The sequence below is a fragment of the Natronolimnohabitans sp. A-GB9 genome (assembly GCF_030848565.1).
GTDB lineage: Archaea > Halobacteriota > Halobacteria > Halobacteriales > Natrialbaceae > Natronolimnohabitans.
Map to the genome: position 1 here is coordinate 62265 of NZ_JAVDDV010000002.1, position 15593 is coordinate 77857.

At 62.9% G+C, this 15593-nt stretch carries 17 protein-coding genes and 1 tRNA gene; 13 read left to right on the forward strand and 5 right to left on the reverse strand.

What is annotated here, in order from left to right:
• The first annotated feature begins 61 nt into the window (after window positions 1-61).
• Complete coding sequence (locus RBH26_RS02740) at window positions 62-553, forward strand: DUF309 domain-containing protein (protein ID WP_306756390.1); 492 nt, start codon at window positions 62-64, stop codon at window positions 551-553.
• A 191-nt stretch (window positions 554-744) separates the two neighbouring features.
• Window positions 745-1542: a succinylglutamate desuccinylase/aspartoacylase family protein gene (locus RBH26_RS02745; RefSeq protein WP_306756391.1), complete on the forward strand. Its 798-nt coding sequence runs from the start codon at window positions 745-747 to the stop codon at window positions 1540-1542.
• A 105-nt stretch (window positions 1543-1647) separates the two neighbouring features.
• Here RBH26_RS02745 and RBH26_RS02750 read toward each other — a convergent pair whose 3' ends face one another.
• On the reverse strand, window positions 1648-1998 hold the full coding sequence (locus tag RBH26_RS02750; protein ID WP_306756392.1) for a hypothetical protein: 351 nt from the start codon (window positions 1996-1998) through the stop codon (window positions 1648-1650).
• Between the two features lie 560 nt (window positions 1999-2558).
• Between RBH26_RS02750 and RBH26_RS02755 the strand changes: the two genes are divergently transcribed.
• On the forward strand, window positions 2559-3020 hold the full coding sequence (locus tag RBH26_RS02755) for a response regulator (protein WP_306756393.1): 462 nt from the start codon (window positions 2559-2561) through the stop codon (window positions 3018-3020).
• Between the two features lie 256 nt (window positions 3021-3276).
• Window positions 3277-3594, forward strand: coding sequence for a hypothetical protein (locus tag RBH26_RS02760; RefSeq protein ID WP_306756394.1), 318 nt, complete (start codon window positions 3277-3279; stop codon window positions 3592-3594).
• Window positions 3595-3815: 221 nt separating this feature from the next.
• Here the strand turns inward: RBH26_RS02760 and lrp are convergent, their stop codons facing one another.
• Window positions 3816-4280, reverse strand: coding sequence for an HTH-type transcriptional regulator Lrp (gene lrp / locus RBH26_RS02765; RefSeq protein WP_306756396.1), 465 nt, complete (start codon window positions 4278-4280; stop codon window positions 3816-3818).
• Between the two features lie 689 nt (window positions 4281-4969).
• Between lrp and RBH26_RS02770 the strand changes: the two genes are divergently transcribed.
• From RBH26_RS02770 to RBH26_RS02790, 5 genes are all read left to right on the forward strand, one after another.
• Window positions 4970-5896: a substrate-binding domain-containing protein gene (locus RBH26_RS02770; protein ID WP_306756397.1), complete on the forward strand. Its 927-nt coding sequence runs from the start codon at window positions 4970-4972 to the stop codon at window positions 5894-5896.
• Between the two features lie 39 nt (window positions 5897-5935).
• Complete coding sequence (locus RBH26_RS02775; protein WP_306756398.1) at window positions 5936-6652, forward strand: ABC transporter permease; 717 nt, start codon at window positions 5936-5938, stop codon at window positions 6650-6652.
• On the forward strand, window positions 6649-7416 hold the full coding sequence (locus RBH26_RS02780) for a phosphate ABC transporter ATP-binding protein (RefSeq protein ID WP_306756399.1): 768 nt from the start codon (window positions 6649-6651) through the stop codon (window positions 7414-7416). Before RBH26_RS02775 ends, RBH26_RS02780 begins: the two co-directional genes overlap by 4 nt.
• A gap of 1 nt (window position 7417) precedes the next feature.
• Complete coding sequence (locus RBH26_RS02785; protein ID WP_306756400.1) at window positions 7418-8122, forward strand: TOBE domain-containing protein; 705 nt, start codon at window positions 7418-7420, stop codon at window positions 8120-8122.
• 313 nt (window positions 8123-8435) lie between these two features.
• Window positions 8436-8510, forward strand: a tRNA-Glu gene (locus RBH26_RS02790).
• Window positions 8511-8673: 163 nt separating this feature from the next.
• Here the strand turns inward: RBH26_RS02790 and RBH26_RS02795 are convergent.
• Genes RBH26_RS02795 through RBH26_RS02805 form a run of 3 tightly spaced genes read right to left on the reverse strand, consistent with a single transcriptional unit; the run spans window position 8674 to window position 11563 of the window.
• Window positions 8674-9801, reverse strand: coding sequence for an ABC transporter ATP-binding protein (locus RBH26_RS02795; protein WP_306756401.1), 1128 nt, complete (start codon window positions 9799-9801; stop codon window positions 8674-8676).
• Window positions 9798-10616 carry an ABC transporter permease gene (locus tag RBH26_RS02800; RefSeq protein ID WP_306756402.1) on the reverse strand — a complete coding sequence of 273 codons (819 nt, stop codon included), beginning with the start codon at window positions 10614-10616 and terminating at the stop codon, window positions 9798-9800. The genes RBH26_RS02795 and RBH26_RS02800 overlap by 4 nt, the downstream gene beginning before the upstream one ends.
• On the reverse strand, window positions 10613-11563 hold the full coding sequence (locus tag RBH26_RS02805) for an extracellular solute-binding protein (protein ID WP_306756403.1): 951 nt from the start codon (window positions 11561-11563) through the stop codon (window positions 10613-10615). The genes RBH26_RS02800 and RBH26_RS02805 overlap by 4 nt, the downstream gene beginning before the upstream one ends.
• A gap of 272 nt (window positions 11564-11835) precedes the next feature.
• On the opposite strand from RBH26_RS02805, the gene RBH26_RS02810 reads away from it, so the two are divergent.
• The 4 genes from RBH26_RS02810 (at window position 11836) to RBH26_RS02825 (ending at window position 15512) form a co-directional block, all read left to right on the forward strand.
• A complete protein-coding gene (locus RBH26_RS02810) occupies window positions 11836-12573 on the forward strand; it encodes a fumarylacetoacetate hydrolase family protein (protein WP_306756404.1) in 738 nt (245 codons plus the stop codon).
• A gap of 117 nt (window positions 12574-12690) precedes the next feature.
• Window positions 12691-13398, forward strand: a complete 708-nt coding sequence (locus RBH26_RS02815; protein ID WP_306756406.1) for an MBL fold metallo-hydrolase — start codon at window positions 12691-12693, stop codon at window positions 13396-13398.
• A 104-nt stretch (window positions 13399-13502) separates the two neighbouring features.
• Window positions 13503-14474 carry a zinc-ribbon domain-containing protein gene (locus RBH26_RS02820; protein WP_306756407.1) on the forward strand — a complete coding sequence of 324 codons (972 nt, stop codon included), beginning with the start codon at window positions 13503-13505 and terminating at the stop codon, window positions 14472-14474.
• Between the two features lie 60 nt (window positions 14475-14534).
• Window positions 14535-15512: a phosphatase PAP2 family protein gene (locus tag RBH26_RS02825; protein ID WP_306756408.1), complete on the forward strand. Its 978-nt coding sequence runs from the start codon at window positions 14535-14537 to the stop codon at window positions 15510-15512.
• Window positions 15513-15593 lie beyond the last annotated feature (81 nt).

Here is a 15593-nt window from a genome sequence, read left to right on the forward strand (position 1 = left end):
CGGCAAATCGGACGACTAGACGAACGACGACGTTTACCCGTTCGTCGGTCCAAAGGGGAGTATGGACGACCACACCAGCGACCCGACGGTCGCGCCGCCGCCGGATTCGACGACGCCGACGGGCTGGCGCCCCGACGTGGGGCGCTGGGAGCACGCGACGCTCCGTCGCGCGACGGTTCACGGCGTCCGACTGTTCAACGCCGCCGCCTACCACGAGAGCCACGACTGCTTCGAACTCGAGTGGTACAACTACGGACGCGGGACGACCGAGAGCGCGTTCCTCCACGGAATGGTCCAGGTCGCCGCGGGCGCGTACAAACGCGTCGACTTCGAGGACGACGGCGGGATGCGTTCGTTGTTTCGGACCGCACTCCAGTATCTGCGGGACGTTCCCCGGGATTACTACGGAGTCGACGTCCTCACGGTTCGGACGACGCTTACGAACGCACTCGAGGAGCCGAGTCGCATCGACGACTGGGCAATTCCACTCGACGGCGAACGACCGACCGCCCGGTCGGTCGATTTCGAGTACGCCGAAGGCCTCGAGGAGTGATCCGATCCGACGGAACGACCGTCTGGATATCGGACCGATTCGAACCGTGACAGCTGTCGACTGATCGTCGCTCGAGTGGATGGGTCACCACCACACGTAATCGTGGTACCTCCCCACATGCACAGATATCTGACAGGTCACCGTCGTGAGAGACCGAATCGCCTTTGGCTTCAGAGCCCAACTATCACGTAATGAGAGTTGCACAGCTCGGGTCGGGAACGCCGGAGATCGCAGTCGTCGCGGGTATTCACGGCGACGAACCCTGCGGCGTCCGGGCCGTCGAGCGGCTGCTCGACGAGCGACCGTCCGTCGAGCGGCCCGTCAAGCTCATCGTTGCCAACGAAAAAGCCCTCGAGCGACGGGTTCGGTTCGTCGACGAGGATCTGAACCGTGCGTTCCCGGGCGACCCGAACGCGAAGACCCACGAAGCCCAACTCGCCGATCGACTCGTCGACGAACTCGAGGACTGTCTGGCGTTCTCGATGCACTCGACCCAGAGCCACGGTGAGCCGTTTGCGATCGTCAACGGGATCAGCGAGACCGCCAAGAAACTGGCACCACGGCTCCCGGTCTCCGCGATGGTCGAAACGAGCGACTTCGCGGAGGGACGGCTCTTCGCCGAAATCAAGACGCTCGAAGTCGAGTGTGGGCTCCAGGGGTCCGAGACTGCCGCCCAGAACGCGGATCGGCTGACTCGAGCGTTCCTGACGGCCGTCGGCGCACTGCCCGGCGATACGATGCGACGCGATCTCCCGGTCTATCGACTGACCGACGTCATCCACAAACAGGAGGCCGACACCTACGAGGTCTTCGTCGAGAACTTCACCGAGGTCGAGGCCGGCGACCCCTTCGCAGCCGCCGACGGCAACACGCAGATCGCCGACGAATCGTTCTATCCGGTCCTCATGTCCCCGAACGGCTACCGGAACGTCTTCGGCTACGCCGCCGAGAAAATAGACGTTTTGACGGCACCGCCAGCCGCCGACTAGCCGTCACTCGTTCGATTCTCGTACGGTCCGCTGTACCGATGTCCCGACGAACCTGGGACCCCCTCCCCCTGTAGCGTCGCCAGTACTGGCGGACAGCGATCGGTCTCACACGGAATCGTATACCATGTCGTCGGGCGGCCACTGCTCGAGTTCGTCGGCCGCCTCGAACAGGTCGTCGACGGCTTCGGTGTCCGCAAGCGCGACTTCCTCGTCCTCCCAGTCGACGGTAACGACGTCCCGCTCGAGCAAGAGTGGAACGTGTTGGTGGACCAATCGGATCTGTGCCCGCTCGAGTTGCTCGTCGCTGACCGTGTCGGTCGAAAGCCCGTGTCGGCGCGCGGCGACGTTGCAGGCGAGCGTTTCGACGCCACTCGACCCGTCTCCGACCGCGAGTTCGTGAAGGACCAGTTGCCGGTCGGCGCTTGCGAGCACGCGGAAGGCGTCCGTGTCGTTCATCGATACTCGGTTCTGTCCTCATTACTGTTGCAACCGGCATAGGACGTCCGCCTAAAGTCGTTGGGTATCGGTAACAATCGAACCGGACCTCGAGTTATCAAATATCGAGACTGGTCGTTTTGACATCCTCCACACGACTGAAGTCCTGTCTCTTATACTGTCGGACAGCAGTCACTGAAGAGAATTCGCCGGACGGAAGCGGCAAATTCTCACAATAGTTCTGTCCGACAGTATTACCCACAACTGGAGCCATTGTCGTGAGTGAACAAGATCGAGGAATGCAACCGAAACTCCCGGTTTTCACGGGCACAGTCACCCTCAAGGAGCGATTTCGTCGATCTCGCCTCCCGGTGTTCATCCACCCCAACCACTGGCATCATCGCTCGAATCGCTCCACACCTCGAGTGTCCGGTCACAGCTCGAGTTCGAGAGCGGCTGCAACGCTCGTTTGGAACGCCGTGGACGTATGGGTAAAAGACAGGGCTACAGCCGTGGCCTTTCTCCTGTATCCGTGTAAAACAGGCAGTGCATTCATCCGTCGTCACACCGAAATCCGTACAATGAACGATTCACCCGCTCACTCGAGGGTGGATGCGGATCTGCTGTTGATCGAGGATAATCCAGGAGACATACGCCTTATCGAGGAAGCGTTTCGAGACGACGAACGCAGTACCCTTCACGTCGTCTCCGACGGCGACGAGGCACTGGCGTTTCTCCAGCAGCGCGACGAGTACGAGGACGCGCCGCGGCCGGATCTCGTGTTACTGGATTGGAACGTCCCCCGGACGAGTGGGGAAGCGCTCCTGACCGAGCTCAAGAGTGATCCGGACCTCAAGTCGATTCCGGTGACCGTCCTGACCGGCTCCCAGGACGACGCCGACGTCACGCGTTCGTACCGGAAGTACGCCAACGCCTGCCTGAAGAAGGCAGTCGAACCCGACGAGTTCATGGAGACGCTTCGTGTCTACCGTGAGTTCTGGCTTTCGACGGCTCGACTGCCGGTCGTCGACGACTCGGAGTGATACGGACCGCTGTAAGGCATCCCGGTACAACTGCGACCCGTCTTGCAGCCGTGCCAAGAAATCGTTACAGCGGCCCGTATGAGACGAACGGTAGTCCGGTGTAGCCGTCGAGTGGCTCGTGGCCGCACTGGTACCGAAGCGGGCCATCCGTACGACCGACGAGAATGCGGCTATCGCCCGACCGCCCTCACTGGATGGTAAGCGGCCTGTAGCTGCGGGCACAATGGTATAGGACGTCCCGTGCCAACGTCGGCGTATGGAGACACGATGGGCGACCGTCGACGGTGTCCACCTGCAACTGCCGATCGACTGTACTGCTGCTGATCTCCGAGAGAAACTCCACAAACCGGACGACGCGACACTGGTCGCGGTGACCGGTGATCTCATCTCGGTCGTTCACGAGGAGGAGTGCCAGCTCTCCGAGATGGTCGCCGGCTGTGCGGATACGTACTACTTCAGGCGACCGGACGAACCCGACCGTAACGACGTCCTGGCCGCCGTCGAGATCGACTCCGCCCTCGAAGACCCGGCGTCGGACGAGACGACCATCCAGCGGCCCGGAATCGACCACTGATACGGTCTCCTGTAGTCAATTACCGCCGATCGCCGACCCTGTCCTGGCGATCGGCAGTACATAGTTACAGCAGTCCGTATGATACGCACCGCGACAGTTATCGTAACCACTGAAAGTCATACTGCCGGATAGCAGTCAGTGACCCGTCGGTCGCGAATTCGCGGCGTCCTCGCGGGGGCGGCCGCAGTCGTGCGACCGGTCGGTGCATCAGACAACCCGTCTCAGGTATCGTCGCCGCTCTCGAGTTCGAACTGTTCGTTCTCCGCGACGGTGTTGAGGACGATGCTCGTGTTCGACTGGTTGATGTCGGGATCGGTGATCAGGGTCTTGATCTGATCGTTCATGTCGTCGGTGTCTTTGAACTTCCCGATGGCGATGACGTCGTAGTCGCCGGTGACCTCGTAGACCGAGATCATCTGTCGGTGATCGCGCAACGTCTCGGTGATCTCGGGGAGGGCACTCCCCTCGGCTTTGAGCTGCATGATCGCGGTGACGTCGTAGCCGAGCGCGTCGTAGTCGACGATCGGGGTATACCCCTGAATGACGTCGTCATCCTCGAGATCCGAGAGATGGTTCGAAACCGTCGTCACGGAGACGTCGAGCTCTTCGGCGAGACTGCGAAGACTTGCGCGTCCGTTGCCGAGCAGTTCGTTTACCAGATCAGTGTCCAGGTGTTCGTACGTCATTTGTATACTCTGAATTGCTCCTTATATAAGGGGGTTACGAATACTCGAGTTTCGCTCTCGTTGGTTCAGTATTCGAATAGAGTGTCTCGGCGGAAACGTTCGTTCGGGATCCCGGTCGCAGTCCCGGAACTGGCGGGTGCCACGACGACTGTCCTCGGTGGCCTGGATGTCTCGTCCCGTCCTGGCCAACTCCGAGGCAGTCGCCGCGATCGATCGTCGGTCAACTCGAGTCGCTGGTAGGCGACGGTCGACCGGTGGTCTTCGATCGTCTCGGGGATCGGTTGATACGGATTGCTGTAACGATTTACCGGCGTAACCGTCGCCCGGGTCTCGGTTACGCCGGCAATGACGTACAGTAAACCGTATGAGGGGCTTCGGCGACGACGACATCTGACCAGTACCAGTCCTTGGGGAATCACCCGAATCTGGTCGGGAGTTCGGTCGGAGCCCAACATGTTGGGGTAACATACTCCTGACGTTCGACACGATATGACATATGCACGTGATGTTCTCCTGTATCGACTGGTCCCAGTTGACGAACCTCGTAACCGATTCTTCTAGATACCGTTCGTTAAACTCCGATAGCACCCCTGTAGAGGCAGATAATATCTCTGTGCCGTGAGTGGGTAACTAATATTGGTTACTCCACTACCCAAAGCTATTTTACCCCAGCGTCAGTCGTAGTATCTATGTCGATACAACGGCGACAGTTCATGACCGCGGCTGCCGGCGCTGCGGGAATCGGACTCGCCGGCTGTCTCAGCGATGACGACAGGGGCGGCACGCCCGATATTAACGGCGAAACGCTCACCTTGACGACGACGACGAGTACGTACGCCACGGGACTGCTCGACGAACTCAACGCGCCGTTCGAGGACCGCTACGGCGTCAGCGTCGACGCCGTCCCGGAGGGAACCGGCGCTGCACTCGAGCACGCTCGCAACGGCGACGCCGACGTCGTGATGGTTCACGCCCGGACGCTCGAGGACGAGTTTCTCGAAGCGGGATACGGCGTCAACCGCCGCGACCTCATGTTCAACGACTTCGTGATCGTCGGGGAATCGGACGATCCCGCCGGGATCGCCAGTGAAGACGACGCCACAGCGGCGTTCGAGGAAATCGCCGACACGGAGTCGACGTTCGTCTCTCGAGGCGACAACTCCGGAACGCATACGAAAGAACGCGAGATCTGGGACGAGGCGGGGCTGTCCGATGACGGGTTCGGAGAGTGGTATCTCGACGGCGGCGGTGGGATGGGAGAGACCCTGAACACGGCGAACATGGAAGGGGCCTATACGCTAGCCGACCGCGGAACGTTCCTCGATATGCGCGAAGAGATCGATCTCGAGATTCACGTCGAAGGGCCGGTCGAAGGTGGCCCGGAGCTGTTGAGAAACCCCTACGGGATCGTCGCGGTCAATCCCGCGGTTCACGAGAACGTCAACTACGACCTCGCGATGGCGTACATCGGCTACGTTACGAGCCTCGAGGGTCAGGAGATCATCGAGGAGTACCGGTCCAACGACGAACAGTTGTTCTTCCCCGAAGCGCTGTCGGAGGACTCGAACTTCCAGCAGTACGTCCCCGAGGGGTGGGAAAGCGACAGTGACGGGTGAGACGCGTCCAGCCCGCTCTCGAAAGGCAGATACGACAGCATGCCACTCGAACAGCATATGCTGACGCCGCTGGTCGTCGACTTTCCCTTCGAATGGAACTACATTCGGAGCATCATCTACGTCTCGCTCTACGTGAGCCTGACCGCGGTCGCGCTGAGCACGCTGTTTAGCCTGCCGATCGCGCTTTTTGTCGGCTTCAAGGACTTTCGTGGGAAGACCCTGGTCACGTCGATCATCAACACCGGGATGGGATTTCCAAGCGTCGTCGTCGGACTCGTGGTTCTCTTTGCGGTGTCGAACCAGGGTCCGCTCGGCTCGTTCGACCTCGTGTTTACGACCGAAGCGATGATCATGTCACAGTTCGTCCTCGCAGCGCCGGTGATCACCGGCGTGAGTCTCGCTGCGGTGAGCAGCGTCGAACAGAACGTCCGCGACGCGGCGTACGCGATGGGCGGCACGAAACTCGACGTTGCCTTCGTCACGATCAAGGAGGCCCGCTACGGGATCGCGACTGCCGTCCTCGCGGGCTTTGGACGGGCGATCAGCGAGGTCGGTTCCGTACTCATCGTCGGGGGGAACATCGCCAGCTCCGACGGGACGTCGGTCACACGGACGATCACGACCGCGATCCAGCTCGAGGCGCGACAGGGACGGTTCGAGACGGCGATGCTACTCGGTGCGGTTCTCGTCGTCCTCGTGTTACTCGTCAACGCGATCGTCGTTCGACTGGGAAGCGACGACGGAGGGTACCGATGACACTCGAGGCGATCGACGTCCGCCACGCATACGGCGACGAAACGGTCTTCGACGGCGTCTCGCTGTCGGTGGATCCGGGCGAAGTCGTCGCAATCATCGGTCCCTCCGGCGTCGGGAAGTCGACGCTGCTTCGGCTGCTCGCGCTGTTCGATGCGCCGGACGGCGGCGAGATAACGTACGACGACACGCCGATCTGGCAGCTCTCGGAGAAACGACGCCTCGAGTACCGTCGACGGGTCGGGATGGTCTTCCAGGAGGCGAGTCTCTTCGACGCGAGCGTTCGTCGCAACGCCGAGTACGGTCTCCGCGTCCGACAGTCCTGGACCGATCGGCTGCGTCACGAAGTCGCGGATCTCGTCGGTAAATCGAACGGAACCGGCCAGGCACTCGAGGCCCTCGAGACCGTCGGCCTTCGCGAACAGGCAACTCAGGACGCTGCGTCGCTCTCCGGTGGCGAGGCACAACGGGTTGCGTTCGCCCGCGCGCTCGCGTACGATCCCGAGGTGCTCTTGCTCGACGAACCGACGTCGGATCTCGACCCCCGGAACACGGCGATGATCGAAGACGCCGTCATGGAGGCTCGAGACCGCGATATCGGTATCGTCATCGCGACCCACGACATGCACCAGGCCGAACGCATCGCCGACCGGGTCGGCGTGTTGCTCGGAAACGAGATCATCGAACTCGGCGCGACCGAACGCGTCTTCGACGACCCGAACGACGAACGGACGCGAAAATTCATCGACGGCGAACTGATATACTGAGATGACAGTCGAAAAGGAATACACCACGAAACTCTCCGTTGGGGACGTGACGCTAGAGCAGCGAGACATCGAGATGCTCGATGCGATCGATCGGTACGGATCGATGCACAAGGCGGCCGACGAACTCGGACGATCGTACGCGCGGTTGCAAAACCGCATCGTCGAGATCGAGGAGGCCGTCGGTCCGATCACGGACCGAACACGAGGCGGCAGCGGCGGCGGTGGAACCGAACTGACCGAGACGGCCCACGAACTGCGCCGACGGTTCGAGCGTCACGAGGCCGAACTCGACGGCGTCGCGCAGGTCACCGAGTCCGTCTTCACGGGCACTGTCGCGGACCGAACGGGCGAACTCGCGACCGTCGAGACCGAGATCGGCCCGATCCTGGCGCTGGTTCCCGGCGACGCAAGCGACGTACAGGTGACCGTCCGCTCCGACGCGGTCGTCCTGACCGATCCCGAGGAGACGCCTCGAGCCGACGGCACCAGCCTCCGAAACCAGTTTACCGGCACGATCGAGCGACTCGACGTCGGCGACGCCATCACCAGAGTGACGGTCCGGCTCGCTGATGCGAGCACGATCCAGGCACTCGTCACGGAATCTAGCTCGAGTCGGCTCGGACTCGAGCCCGGCCGGTCGATCGCCGCGTCGTTCAAGGCGACCGCCGCGAGAGGGATCCGAATCGACTCGCAGACGCGAGCGTAGCCCGCGTCGTCGATCGGATTCGAGTCTCCAGTCTTTCTGTTTCTGTGACGCTACAGCCGAGTCGTGGGATCGGCGGGAACTCGGGACAGCAGTCCGTATGACCGATGGCGGTTCGTCGGACTCGAGTGGGCACGACGGTGCATGCTCGAGTAATCCGTCCCACTCGGAGCGATAGCTGTTTTTGGTCATGAAGACTGAAAATACCACGTCAGGACATACCACTGCGGCCTCGGAACGGAACGTTTTTTACTAGCCCCCAGCAATCACTGAATGCGTTCGACGCACGAGGCGACGTGCGACGGACGATGTGTCCGCTCCGTTGGTGTAGTCCGGCCAATCATTTCGGCCTTTCGAGCCGATGACCTGGGTTCAAATCCCAGACGGAGCACTCTTCTGAGGAACGAAGTAACGAAGTAGAGAGCGCACGCTCTAGAATTTGAAAGAGACGAGTCACAGCCCGGGAAGCGAGCGTAGCGAGCGACCCGGAACGTCTCGGCGATGTTCAAATCCCAGACGGAACGTCCGTCTGCCACAGACGTCGACAGGCGGCGTCACGACTGGGGTCGTGGGTCGTCGAATTGCGATCGCGCTTCGGGCGCGGCCCTTTCGGTGAGACGCTCGTTTTCCTCACCACTGAAGATCGACAGCGCATGTGAAGGGAGTTCGACTGTGACCGATTCCCCGATCGTCGGCGGAGCTGCTGTCCGTTCGACGACGAGTTCGACACCAGGTTCGACGCGGACGGTGACGTCGTAGCGCCGTCCGAGATCCGCGATCCGTGTCACTTCACCCGGCAGTGAAAGCGCTCGATCGCTCCCAGACGGCCGAATCGAGAGCGCGTCCGGACGGAGGTGACACGTCACGTCGCTCCCCGTCGGACGGTCAGTCTCCGTGCCGTCTATCACGATCTCGTGGTCACCGAGTGCGACCGTCATCGGCTGTCGAGCCGTAAGCGTCGCCGAGAACGTGTTCGATCGACCGAGAAACGACGCCACGAACGGCGTCGGCGGAGATTCATAGAGCGTCCGCGGCGCACCGATTCCCGACACGTCGCCGTCGTTCATCACGACGAGGCGATCGGCAAGCGCCATCGCCTCCTCCTGGTCGTGGGTGACGAACAGCGTCGTGACGCCGGTTTCACGCTGAATGCGGGCGATCTCGTCGCGCAACCGCTCGCGCAACGCTCGATCGAGCGCCGACAGCGGCTCGTCGAGGACCAACACGTCCGGCTGTGGCGCGATCGCTCGAGCGAGTTCGACGCGGCGCCGTTGCCCGCCGCTTAGCGCCTCGGGAAGCGCCGTCCGCTGATCGTCGAGATCGACCAACTCGAGGTACTCGTCGACGAGTTGCTCCCTGCGTTCGGGTTCGATATCGCGCGCAGCGAGGCCGTACGCGACGTTTTCGCCGACAGTCATATGCGGGAACAGCGTCGATCGCTGGAAGACGATCCCGACCTCGCGGGATTCGGGCGGCGTGTCGGTGACGTCCGTTCCGCGGAGGCGGACCCGTCCCGAGGTCGGGCGCACGTGGCCGGTGATCGCCTGAACGATCGTCGTCTTACCACAGCCACTCGGTCCGAGCAACGCGACCAGTTCGCCCGATTCGATCCCGAACGAGACGTCGTCGACCGCCAGTTCGTCGCCGTATCGATGAGTGAGCGAGTCGAGTTCGAGTGTCATTCGTCGATCACCGTTGGAACGCGTCCGAACCGTTGGACGGCCGAGAGCACGACGAGCGTAATCACGAGCAACGCGAGCGCGAGCGGGACGATCGCGTCGATCCCGCCGGCGATGAAGTCGACCCAGATGCGTGTGGGCATCGTTCGTGGGTTGTACGCGACCATCATCGTCGCGCCGAACTCCCCGATCGCTCGAGCGAACGTCAGGACGATACCCGCGAGGATCGCGCCGCGAGCTAACGGCAACGAGACGTTCCAAAACGTCGCGAGCGGTCCGTAGCCAAGCGAGCGCGAGGCCTGCTCTAACCGTTCGTCGACGGCGCCAAAGCCCGCTCGAGCGGTGATAACGACGAACGGTGCAGCGACGAACGTTTGAGCGAGGATCACGCCGATGAGGCTGTCGGTAAGCGGGACCCCCGCAGCGGTTGCGGCGGAGCCGATCGGGGTAAACCGCCCGACGGCCGTGATGAGCATCGCGCCACCGACGACGGGTGGGATGATGAGCGGAAGGATCACCAGGGCCTCCACGAGGCGTTTCCCGGGAAACGAGGTTCGAGCGAGAACGTACGCGAGTGGCACTCCCAGAACCGTCGCGATCGCGGTCGATATCGGCGCGGTGAGCAAGGAGTTACGGATCGCTCCCTGGGCCGCCGGTGTGGACAGTCCAGCGACGACGTTCGCCGTTCCCGTCCGCGAGAGAAACGCGACGAACGGGAGCGCGAAATACACGAGGATGAGTCCGCCCAGTAATGCCGGGAGCAACAGCTCCGGAGCCCGGCTCGAGGTTCGCAACCGTGTCGAACGATCGAGACTCATACGTCGATCTCCGCTGGGAGTGTTCCTTCCCCACGCGGGAGGCCGTCCGCGACGCGCAACCCTGCGTCGACGAGCAGGTCGGGGTTGTCGACGAGAAACTGGACGAGTCGGCGGCCACCGTCGGGAGCGTCGGCCGCCTCGTTTACCGTCGCGTTGTATAGAACGGGACGTCCCTCCGCCGTGTACTCCTCTTCGTCCGTCGTGAACGCGACCGTCGCGTAGTGGTCGGCCAGCTCCGGATTCGCGAAGTTGTACGCCTCGGGGAACTCGAGGAAGGGCATCCCGTGATCGACCGCCATATTGTGATAGACGACCGCCGCCGCTCGCGAGCCACTTTCGACGCCCGCCATCATCTGGGGCTCGTCCGGCTCCTCGTATGCGACCGTCATCAGCTCGTCCCGAAACCCCTCGAGGTCGTACTCTCGTTCGGCGAGTTCGAAGGCCTGGACGGCGCGATAGCCCAGCGGATCGAGGTCCGGATCACCGATCGAGAGGTCGCCCTCGTCGGCGTCCAGCGCGACCTCGTACCACGGCTCGCCGTCCTCGAGTCGCTGCCCGAACTCGGTTTCGTCGTCGTATCCGATGCCGACGCTGTTGGTCGCGAACTCGACGTCCCAGGTCGCGAACTCGTCGTACAATCGGTCACGAAGGAGCGTCGCGTCGGCGCTCACGATGACGTCGGGGTGTTTGGTTCGGTCTTCGACCATCCGCATCACCGCGTTGGCCCCATAGTACTCCCCGCGAACCTCGATGTCCGTCTCCGCTTCGAACGCCGGCCCGATGTGATCTTCGAACGTGTGAGCGAGACTCCCAGCAGCCAGTACCTGCACCGAACTGGTAGCACGTCCGATACAGCCGGCGACACCGAGCCCGACGACGCCGCCGGCCGCCGAAAGCACCGACCGGCGACCCAGGCCACCCCGACCGTGATTGTCACTGTTACCCATGGCCATTCGTTTGCTGTTATCCACACATATAACTACGGCTCGTTTCTAATAGCGTGTAAATTAACCTTAAACGGTTTCTCCATAGCTCGTTCTGGTGACGAAACGGGAACGTTCGGTCGTCCCGTAACGAACACCCGTTTCTCACTCCACGAGGTCACAACAACATTTAGTATTTTGTTTACATTATGGCTGAAATACAACTCGAGGGCCGAACGGGACGCCGTCACACGGACTTCTCAACGTTTTTTACCCCGCAGGACGACCGGTCGCTCATGAAATACGTTCGATTCCGCGATCCGGCCGGTGCTGTCCGACGCGGTGAGTACGAGAACGGTGACGTCCACTTCGGAACGGAGAGTTACGCCCTCGAGGACGACGAGATCGACGTCCTTCCGCCGTGTGAACCGTCGAAGATCGTCTGTATCGGTCGTAACTACGCCGACCACGCCGACGAGATGGGATCGGATCTTCCCGATCGACCGATGCTGTTCCTGAAGGGGCCGAACACGGTCGCGAGCCACGGCGATACCGTCACGGCGCCTGCCGGCAAGGAACGAATCGACTACGAGGCGGAACTCGCCGTCGTCATCGGCGAGCAGTGTCGGCACGTCCCCGTCTCCGACGCGATGGACGTCGTCGAGGGCTTTACCTGCCTCAACGACGTCTCGAACCGCGAGGATCAGCGAGACGAACGCAACTGGGTCCGCGGGAAGGCCTTCGACGGCGCCGCACCGATGGGGCCGGTGCTGGCCACGCCCGACGAGGTACCTGAAGACGCACGCGTCCAGTCGCGGGTCAACGGCGAACTCAAACAGGACGGGTCCCGCGAACAGCTCATCTTCCCGATTCCGGAGCTGATCGCCGAGATCACGACCTACATGACCTTAGAGCCCGGCGACGTGATCGCGACCGGCACACCCGAGGGAGTCGGGCCGCTCTCCGACGGCGACGAGGTCGAGATCGAAGTCGAGGGCGTCGGCACGCTCGAGCACACCGTTCGACTGCCCTGAGACGGATTGCTGGAACTCGTTTCCAGCGCTCGGCCGCCGGGCTGACTGGCCTCTTCGAATATCCTCGTTTCGACCCGTTCCGAACCTTTTTCGAGTGACTCGAGCGAAGCCGGACCTATGACCGTTCGATTCGGTGCGGTGACCGTCGACTGGTTCGGCCTCGCGACGATCCGTCTGGAAGGCCAGACCGGCGCGGTGATCTACATAGACCCCGGCCCGGAGGCGTACGACGTCCTCGAGGACAGCCCCGGGGACGGTGACCTGATTCTCGTCAGCCACGACCACCACTACGATCCCGACTCGATCCAGCGGGTGGCCCACGAGGACGCGATCGTCGTCGTCCACGAGTCGATCGACGCCAGCGAGATCGACCGCGTCGACGAAGCCCCCGAAGACCTGCCCTACGAGGTCGAACGCGTCCGCGCCGACGAGTCGTTCGTCCTCGGGCCACTGGATCTGTTCACCACACCGGCGTACAACGACCCCGACGGACCACACGTCGACGAACACGGAACCCCACACCACCCCGAGGGGCGTGGCTGTGGGTTTGGCGTCACCGTCGACGGTGTCACGGCGTTCTGGCCCGGCGATACCGACGCGCTTCCGTTCCACGACGACATGCGTGTCGATCTCTTTTTGCCGCCGATCGGCGGGACGTTCACGATGGACCGTCACGAAGCCGCCGCCCTGGCCGAGCGCCTCGAACCGGACCTCGTGCTCCCAGTCCACTACGACACTTTCGAGGCGATCGACGCCGACGCGGACGCGTTCGTCGTCGACGTCGCCAACCGCGGCGTACCGGTCGTCCTCGACGAGCCCCGATAGCCGGACCGATCGGTCTCCAGTTCGGTGACGTTCGACCGGAGACGGAAGATCTAGAACGTCTAACCGGACCAAAGGGTTAGTGTCGATGCCACCGAACCTCACCTATGGTCGGGGATCGTCGCTCGAGCCGGAACGGCGGATCGCCACTGTACTGTTCGAACTGTGGGACCGGCCTCGAGCCGTCGATGAACTACTGCCCGAACTGCGGCGCGCCAGCCGGCACCGATACCACTGGCGGGGTCGGGTCGACGCGAGAGCAGGCAGTCGCCGACTCGAGTCGAGGCGAGCCGACGGGAGACGGGGTGACCGACCGCGACGTTCTCGAATATCGGATCGCAAAGGCCTCTCAGGAGGGGTGGGAGCTCGAACACGATTTCGGCGACCACGCCGTCATGGTGCGTCGCTCGTTCGGCAGCGTCGACGAACACGTCCTGGTCGCACTGGTGACGGTCTGGTTTACGATGGGGATCGGGAACGCTCTCTGGGGAGCCTACCGGTACGTCGGGGATCCCGAGCGGATCGTGTTACGCGCAGCCCACACCGACGACGGGCGTGACGAGGCCGACGCCTCGCGGTCGACGCTCCTCGGTCGCATCACCGCAGCCGTCTGGTGGCTGGCGGCCGTCGCCGTCGCAGCGATCGCGGTCCAGGTCGGATTGCCCGTGGTGAGCGTCCTCCTCGTCGCGCTCGCCGTCGGCTTCGCCGCGCTTGGGACTGTCTCTCTCCCATCGGTTCGACGGCGTCTCGAGAACCGCCGGCCGATCACGGCAAACGGCCGCGTTCGCTCGGTCGACGAGCGAGCCGTCGTCGCCTACGACCGATCGTGTGCCGTCTGTTCCGACACTGTCGGCCACGGACTCGAGCGTACCTACCGAAAGGAGTTTTGCCTCCTCGGCGTTCCGCTTTCGGCCTCGGAGGGACGCAATTACTACTGTCGGCAGTGTGCGAACGGGACGGACTCGCCGGCCCACAAACGTGGGGAGATCGAGGACGTCGGGATCGAGGACGTCGGAACCGACGACGCATCGTATCGATCGCTCGAGACGGAGCCGGAAACGGAACGCGAGTCGACGTGATCGGTCACGAGTGACTGATACGGACTGCTGTACCGCTGTTCCGGCGGTCGGCGTGACGTGATGACAGCAGATCGCACGGGGGTTTTGTGGTCGCTCGCGTCGAAAGAACGACCGATGGTCCGAACGACGCTCGAGGGACTGCTGTTCGACGAGGGGACCAACGAGGCGATCCGCGGAGCACTCCCTGAGCCTGCCGTCGCGTTCTTCGAGCTCGTCACACACCTCGGCGATGGCGCGGTGCTCGTCGGACTCATGGCGGCGATGTACTGGTTCGGCGCGCCGTCACGACGGCGGACGCGAGCGCTCGTACTCGCCATCGGACTGCTAGCACTCGCTCTCTCCGCTGGTCTGAAAGGGATCGTCGACGCCCCACGCCCGGACGTCGCCTTCGGCTACGGCGTGTACAGCCCCTACAGCTTCCCCAGCGCACACGCCCTCGGTGCCGCAGCCGTCTACGGCGCGATCGCCGCCTTCGGCGAGCTAGGAACGAAACGGCTCCGATACGCGATCGCCGGGACGATCATCGTCCTCGTCGCACTCTCTCGAGTCGTCGTGGGCGCTCATTTCGTCGGTGACGTCCTCGTCGGCGTCGTCTTGGGGCTCGGTATCGTCGCCCTCGTCGTCCGTTTTCGGCCCGAGCCGACGCCGCTGTTCGCCCTGGCCGGCGCCGTCGCCGTCGTCTCCTTTGCGTTCGGTTCGACACACTACACGACGATCACGACCGGCGCCGCGATCGGTGCGACCGTCGTCTGGCCGTACGCGAGTCGGAAATCGTGGCAGCCATACGGGGCGTCGCTGTTCGTCTTCGCCGTCTGTTTGTTGCCGATGTTGGCGGTGCTCAGAGCGATCACTGTCGGGTGGGATTTCCATTGGATCGTCGACGTCGGCGCCTACGCCCTCGTCATGAGCGGCGCCGTCCTCGTCCCCGGTATCGCAGCGCGGTTGAACGACTGGGAATCGGTGACCAGACTCCAGGCGACGTTACCGTTCAGTCGCCGCACCGTCGATCCGGAGCAAATGCCAGCGACGAAAAAGTAGCGGTGGTCGTCACGTCGACCGTGCGATGGACTCGGCGACGACGTCGACCGAGACGGACTGCTGTCCCGCCGATCGTCAGCA